Annotated in this window: 6 protein-coding genes; 4 read left to right on the top strand and 2 right to left on the bottom strand. The window is 48.6% G+C overall.

All coding sequences use genetic code 11. The features are described from left to right. The first annotated feature begins 411 nt into the window (after window positions 1–411). The 3 genes from GOX73_RS19675 (at window position 412) to GOX73_RS19665 (ending at window position 3,692) form a co-directional block, all read left to right on the top strand. Window positions 412–1,290: a hypothetical protein gene (locus GOX73_RS19675; protein WP_171126988.1), complete on the top strand. Its 879-nt coding sequence runs from the start codon at window positions 412–414 to the stop codon at window positions 1,288–1,290. After that, complete coding sequence (locus GOX73_RS19670) at window positions 1,287–2,051, top strand: hypothetical protein (protein WP_171126987.1); 765 nt, start codon at window positions 1,287–1,289, stop codon at window positions 2,049–2,051. Before GOX73_RS19675 ends, GOX73_RS19670 begins: the two co-directional genes overlap by 4 nt. 300 nt (window positions 2,052–2,351) lie before the next feature. Then, a complete protein-coding gene (locus GOX73_RS19665; protein WP_171126986.1) occupies window positions 2,352–3,692 on the top strand; it encodes a mechanosensitive ion channel family protein in 1,341 nt (446 codons plus the stop codon). A gap of 33 nt (window positions 3,693–3,725) precedes the next feature. Here GOX73_RS19665 and GOX73_RS19660 read toward each other — a convergent pair whose 3' ends face one another. Together GOX73_RS19660 and GOX73_RS19655 are read right to left on the bottom strand one after the other, a co-directional pair. After that, the gene (locus tag GOX73_RS19660) at window positions 3,726–4,424 is read right to left on the bottom strand and encodes a hypothetical protein (protein WP_171126985.1); all 699 of its coding nucleotides are present in this window, start codon (window positions 4,422–4,424) and stop codon (window positions 3,726–3,728) included. A 97-nt stretch (window positions 4,425–4,521) separates the two neighbouring features. Further along, window positions 4,522–5,016 (bottom strand): hypothetical protein, encoded by a 495-nt coding sequence (locus GOX73_RS19655; RefSeq protein WP_171126984.1) that lies wholly within the window; start codon window positions 5,014–5,016, stop codon window positions 4,522–4,524. 331 nt (window positions 5,017–5,347) lie between these two features. On the opposite strand from GOX73_RS19655, the gene GOX73_RS19650 reads away from it, so the two are divergent. Then, window positions 5,348–6,319, top strand: a complete 972-nt coding sequence (locus GOX73_RS19650; protein ID WP_171126983.1) for a transporter — start codon at window positions 5,348–5,350, stop codon at window positions 6,317–6,319. Window positions 6,320–6,478 lie beyond the last annotated feature (159 nt).

The raw sequence follows: 6,478 nt of genomic DNA, 5'->3' as shown, positions 1-6,478 counted from the left end.
CCTATGTCCAAATCCAAGCATGAGCAACCGAACGACGGTTAACGTGACAACACCCCCCAAATTAATGTTCAGCACCCACCAGTTTGACCCTTTGAATTGGGTCGGGTCGCGAGGATAGGCTAGGACATCACCATGTCAATTGTTGCGGTTTCGGTTGTGGTTTGGGTTACGGCAGAATGTGAGAAAATGTGGACGGTGGACACAGATGCCTCCGCAACACGGTAGTACCTGAACCAACAGATCATCTTTTCACGTGTGGATTCGGGTTTTGGGAATTGTTTTGATTTGAGGGCAGTTACTTTGTTGAAGCAAACTCAAGGTCAGGCGGATCGCCGATTTTTCTCGACTAGCCAATTGGTCTCAACTATTTCATGTAGAATGGTTTTCACCTTCAGGACAGGATTACGACGTTTGTCTAACTTGGTCATATTCGACAAAGTGAAACGGGCAGCACCAGTCATGATTTTAGTCTTTGTTCTATTCACCATACTTGGAGCTTGTGAACGTGAAAGACCTAAACCGTCAGGCGAACTGAATCCTCAGAGATTGTTGGCCGCCGTAAAGAATGGGGAGGGAATTGACCCGTCGAAATACAAAGGCGACATCGAATTTCTACTGCCCAGTGAAGTCCCTGTCGGCAATGAGGTGTTTAATGTTGCATTTTTCATAGGGTTGAGCCCTGCGACCGAAACCCGCCTACGTGTGACTGCCATGGCTGACCTGAGGGCAATTCAGGCACGGTTCCCGGAACTGGCATCAGGGGTCTATGACGATAGTTGCTCGCGAGAAGTGTCGGTTAAGATCCATGAGACGGAGGCGATCGAAGATCACGTCGAATTGCGCGGATCGATGTTTGTTCGATTTTTTTCCTGTAGCCAGAATGCTTCGGGCGAAGAACGTGGAGGTCTTTGGCTGACGCAAGAAATCGACACCAAAGCCAAGGTCGAGGCTTTCGTCGAAGCACAATGTGTACGCTTTTCTGTCGTTGAGCTTGAATTGGATCCTAGGGGATTTACAGGCTTTATCGCAAAAATGTTTGGAGTAATTGAAGAGGCACGTACAGAAATTCTCGAACAAGCCGAGAACTATTTTGATGCCAACCCAATTTGCCTGACGGTTCCCAAGGAACTGAAGCCGGTGTCACCGAAAGCCACACTCGTCCGAGCGCTTGAAATTGGTGAAGGTGGCATTGGTGCTGAAATTCAGGGGTCGATCGACACGGACGCAACCACACTTGTCAACCTGCTCAGCGTAATGGAGCTGAGCGATATTATTGAGGGACAGCAATGAGGTACACACATTTTGCGGTGTTTCTCTTTGGCAGCATCGGCCTTGTTTCCCATTCCGCCGCACAGCAAGCAGAATTTGACATAGAGGACACTCTGGTCGTCGGCGCAACAGAGATTGATTACGGTCTCAACCTGATTATGACGGCGGTTTCACCAACTCGTGTTGGTGTCGAAGCCGTGCTTGACTTTAGCGATCTGCAGACCCGATTGCCTGACCTGCTAGCTGAAGAGCCGATCCTGGACTCTTGCGGCAGCCGAACCGACCTCAGTGAGTTTGTGGTTGAGGCACAAGGCGAAATTGTCTCTCTCAGTGGGAAACTTGATACTCAGTTCTTTGAATGCACCAAAACAAGGGAGAACGTCTTTGCGCGTGGCGATCCGACAGATAGGTGGATTTTTGGTTTCTCGGCTTCAGCTACAGCTCGGTTTAGCGACAAGTGTGTCACATACGAGCTTGTAGACGCAGTTGTTCAACCCCTTGAGCAATTGCGGGATATTGAGGGGTTCGTCGAAGATGTCGAGGCACTGCGAGCTATTTTGTTGGAAGTCGCCGGGCGCTTTTTAAGCGAACGACCTTTTTGCCCGGCTTTTCCCGAGGAGTTCGAGCCTTTGGATCCGGTGTATGAATCCGGCGGTCCACGTGAAATAGGAGATGGCGGTTTAGGAGCCTATCTTAAGGGATCCATTGATACCAGCACTGCTACAATCATAGGAATACTGCACGTGCTACAAGAGGAAGGCGTTATTCCAGGCCCTCCGTAACTCATATCGTGTTCGCTAAGAATATGTATTGTCTTCAAACCACTAACGATAACCGCAGTTAGCCACTATCGCTCATTCAGCCCTATCCAACGGGGATACATCACGAACACTCAATCAAAGAAAATCGCTGGTTCGAGCTATCTCTCTACAACAGAATTGTGGAAAAATTCTTTCATAGTAAGGTATTGATAAGTTGATGCACTTCGCCCCTAATCTGAAGGACCAGTCAACGCGATAGGAATTCCTGCAGTAGGCGTGCCATTGATTGCGAAGATGGACTGAACCCGTGTGAGCGAATACATGACGCAATTCAATCTCTGGAATGTGGCCAGAACAACGGCTTCAATAGTAGCTTCCGTTTTGTCTTTTGCGTTGCTTTCGTCTTTGTTTATTGAGGAGGCACGAGCACAACAATTGGATCATTTGGATCCGTATCAGCACTCAATTTCTATTTCGAGTGATCCAAGTGTACACGAAAAAGTACTCGCTCGGCATTTGGTTGCGTTGGGCGTAGAAGATCTTACAGAAATTGCCGACATTTGGCAGCGCCGCGTCCAAACTAATCTGGCTAGAATAGCCGAGGGTGTAACACGATTGGAAACCGTGGCAGATGATCAAGTCCCTGAACTTGTTGCAGAAATCAAAGCGGTAAACCAAGAGAATATAGGTTACTTTCAAAATTACATGATCGTGGTTTACGCTTTGGCCCGTAAAGGTGGGCCGGAAGAGGAAGTGAAAAAGCACGAGGACTTCATCAGAGGCTTCATAGGCGAGCTTATGCTGTCGTACCAATGGGCCACAATCGCACATCTATCGTGGGACTGGGTGCGATCTGGTAAGGGGGGGCTTAGGGCGCTAAGCGGTCTATTTCAAGCGATTGCAGTTCTTATCGCAGCTTTCATTCTCGGGAGCATTCTAAAAAGAGTGTCTGGCAGATGGCTCCGAAATCGAGATGAAGAAAATGAAATTGCGGCAGTCGTCGTGCCGAATGTTGTGCGCTGGGGCATTCTACTACTTGGATTTCTCTTAGCCCTGTGGGGGCTCGGCGTAAATATCGGTGTCACAACTGCCGTTATCGGTGGTTTTGGATTTCTGATAGCCTTCATGATGCAGAATCTTTTTCAAAGTGTGATTGGTGGTTTTCTGCTTCAAGCGACTAATCCCTATTCAAAAGGCGACGTTATTTCGATCAATCAGATCGTGGGAACAGTTATCGACGTGAATGTGATTTCGACAAAGCTCAGAACTTTTGACAATCGCCTTGTTCAGATCCCAAATCAGTTCATCTGGCAGGGGTCTATGGAAAACCTTACCAAGTACCGTGTGCGGCGCGTCGATCTTGTATTTGGGATTGGATACAAAGATGACATCGAAAGCGCGAAGGCGACCCTTTACGAAATGGTGGAAGAAGACAAGCGTTGTCTGAAAAGCCCAGAAACGCGGGTGTTTGTCGGTGAACTGGGGCCTTCATCCGTGAACGTTTTTTGCAGACCGTGGGTGCGAACTGATGATTACTGGGATGTTCTTTGGGATCTGACAGAGATTGGAAAAACACGCTTACAAAACAAAGGAATCTTTATCGCTTATCCGCAGATGGACGTGCATGTACACACCGGAGATGAGACTTCGTCTGCTGATTGAGCGAAACCAATTATGAGTTTCTCGTGCCCGATTTTACACCAGCCCGGAACCGGTCAAAAAATACTTAATTGCATCAACGATATAAGCACAACCTAAAACTCCAAACAAAAGGGGTATAAGCCAAGACGCGGTAGTGCTGATGAATCGGTTGAATGACTTTAGACTATCAACGATTGAGACCCCCATTAGTTTGTAAGCCAGCGGAACCAACAGAAATGGTATGGCGAAGGCGATATTGTAGATCAGCAATCCGACTATCTTGGACTGAACGTTAAAACGATACATTTCATTGATGAAACCAAAGTAAGGAACCGCGAACGGTATCCCAACCAAGCAGATGCTTGCGCCCATGACGAATGACGGCAGAACTCCATCTTTCTGCCGGATGGCTTCAGACTTGCCCGATTGCTTCTTCATTGAAGCATTTATGCTTAACGTAAATGCAAGTGTAAGAAAGACTATTCCCAGTAGAAACCCAATTACAAAGTAAATTGGTATCGGATTCACGAATGTATCAATGACAAAGTCTACCACCGGAGCAATGAACTCTGCCAACCCGTAAACTATCAAAACTCCAACCAAAAAATATGCAGCCGTATGCCCTAGTATCAGTGCAAGACTGCTTGCAATCGGCTTCGCGCCGGTTAACGCGATAGCAGTCGCTGCCAAAAGGACTGGGCTGACCACGTCAACAAGCAGTATAGGTATTGCAATGATCCATATATCATTCATCTAATAGCGCCTTTTGGTTTTATCGTAGCAGCGCCGCAATCGTCATTTATTGGTTATGGTCCTGACCTTAGTGTTGAGCTTTCAGGGCCAACAAGCATCATTGGTACACCGTGTTCTTTCTGCGCTCGAAGAGGGAAAGAACATGTGCCGCAATCACCATTACCAGCCAAATCAAAGACGAGCTGATATTTTCGGCAGCGGCAAGTGGCAAAACCGCAAACCCAAATAATATTGAAACGAGGTCACTTGCCTGCCAGCCATCGGAAAGGAGGTCAGGCAACAATCCAAAAAAGCTGCCGAACGCGCCTGCAATGAATGTTGACAAAAGTCCGCCAACCAATGCTGTGACCCATCCTCCAACGCCTGAACGACCAAACATTGGAGCGAGCAGAAACCCCATGAAGGCCCCACCTATGGTCATTGCGATAACATAGCGTATCACAAGCCCGAAGTTCTGTTTTGCCCAATCGTCACCCAACCCGCCGGGAAGGTCGCGAGAAAGGAAGAGCAGGAATAAACTGGCCCCAATCACGGCCATTACCAATGTTGCTGCTCGTCGTGGTGCTTTTTTTGGGGATTTTGCGACTGTCATTCAATCGGTCCAATTCGAGTGGGATTTTGAAGGGCGCGAAGGGAAGCGGCTCTGTAGTACGGTATTTTCGCAGATACTGGTCAAGCGTATCAATGTACTTGTTAGATCATACGATAAAACGTGAGCGCGAGGCTATTGGACGGGCAGGGGAAATGTATCCTTGCATAACAACCTGGAACTGTAGCGCACATATGTCGCTGTGAAATGCTCAGGCGCTGCTCAATCGTTTCAAACGGAAACAGTTGACGACCGTGGCGAGCAAGTCACCGCCTATTAACAAATAAACAAATTTGACTATGATCGCCTTACATAGGCGGCGGGGTGCTCAATTATGAAGTGGTTTTGGAATGTTCTCACATCTACAAAATCAGCATGTGCATTTTTTCGTGTTTCGACACATGTTTCGGCAGTCCTCGGCACTCTGACATTCATTGCAGTTTCGATTATCGGCGGCACGGCAGCGGCTCAATTTCCAGTTGCAGGAAATTACGGGCTGGGTGCCGGACTGGGACAAACCTCTGCTGTTTTGCCACCCCAGGGAACCAGGGTGATCGAAAACGGGTGGATCAACTACTACATCCAACGATATGTCGATGATGACGAAAATGACATCGGTGCATCGACGCCAACAGTCAACGCGGCCCGGTTGACTTTCAGATATGTTTTTCGGGAAGTCAGGATACTGGGTGCCGATTATGGGGCAGGCGTCGTCCTGACATACAGGGATCAGGTATTACGGCCTGAACCTGGATCAGGGACAGATTATCATCTGGGAGACACAGTTATCACACCGATCGCGCTGGGGTGGCATCACAATAACTGGCACTTTCAAACGTCCTACACCTTTTGGGCCCCAACCGGAGAATTTGAAGCGGGTGGAAGCACCAACACCGGCAAGGGTCTGTGGAGCCACATGCTGTTCGTAGGATCAACATGGAAGCAGGATGCAAGCCTGCCTTGGGCGGCAACGTTTCAGGCACGTTACGAAACGTTCGGACGCCAGAAAACTACCGATATTCGCCCAGGTGACGTACTGTCATTAGAGTTTGCTTTCGGAAAAGAAGTCGCCCGGGGCTTCAATCTGGGGCTTTTAGCAGCAAGGTCATTCCAGGTTTCAAGGCAAAGCGGGACGCCCGGAGGTAATCCCTCAAAATATGAGATCAATCTGGTCGGAGCCGAAGGTGTCTGGAAACCCAAAGCCTTCCCAGGTGCTCAATTCGCTTTGCGTATAGGGAAGGAATTTGACAACCGAAACACGACGGAAGGCTTCGCGACCCTGCTGTCGCTTGCCTACGCATTTTAACCGGTGTGATGGGGTCATTTGGTAATACGTTTACCTTCATGGGCAAAATGAGATTAGATCGTGCCTGCGCGGTGACTTTGGCTATGGGTGTAGGCTCTGCAGCGACAACGCAAAGCACTGATCCAGATGCCTCAGAAGCCGCGGCACGCGCAGCATTGT

Source organism: Ruegeria sp. HKCCD7221, from assembly GCF_013031225.1.
In the GTDB taxonomy this organism is placed as follows: Bacteria; Pseudomonadota; Alphaproteobacteria; order Rhodobacterales; family Rhodobacteraceae; genus Ruegeria.
The sequence above is the reverse complement of the archived record's forward strand: the minus strand, read 5'-3'. Positions and strand labels throughout refer to the sequence as shown.

What these genes read in the sequence shown, in the direction of transcription:
- GOX73_RS19665 (WP_171126986.1), top strand. Translation starts at nt 2,352, where the DNA reads ATGACGCAATTCAATCTCTGGAATGTGGCCAGAACAACGGCTTCAATA.
- GOX73_RS19655 (WP_171126984.1), bottom strand. Translation starts at nt 5,016, where the DNA reads ATGACAGTCGCAAAATCCCCAAAAAAAGCACCACGACGAGCAGCAACA.
- GOX73_RS19670 (WP_171126987.1), top strand. Translation starts at nt 1,287, where the DNA reads ATGAGGTACACACATTTTGCGGTGTTTCTCTTTGGCAGCATCGGCCTT.
- GOX73_RS19660 (WP_171126985.1), bottom strand. Translation starts at nt 4,424, where the DNA reads ATGAATGATATATGGATCATTGCAATACCTATACTGCTTGTTGACGTG.
- GOX73_RS19650 (WP_171126983.1), top strand. Translation starts at nt 5,348, where the DNA reads ATGAAGTGGTTTTGGAATGTTCTCACATCTACAAAATCAGCATGTGCA.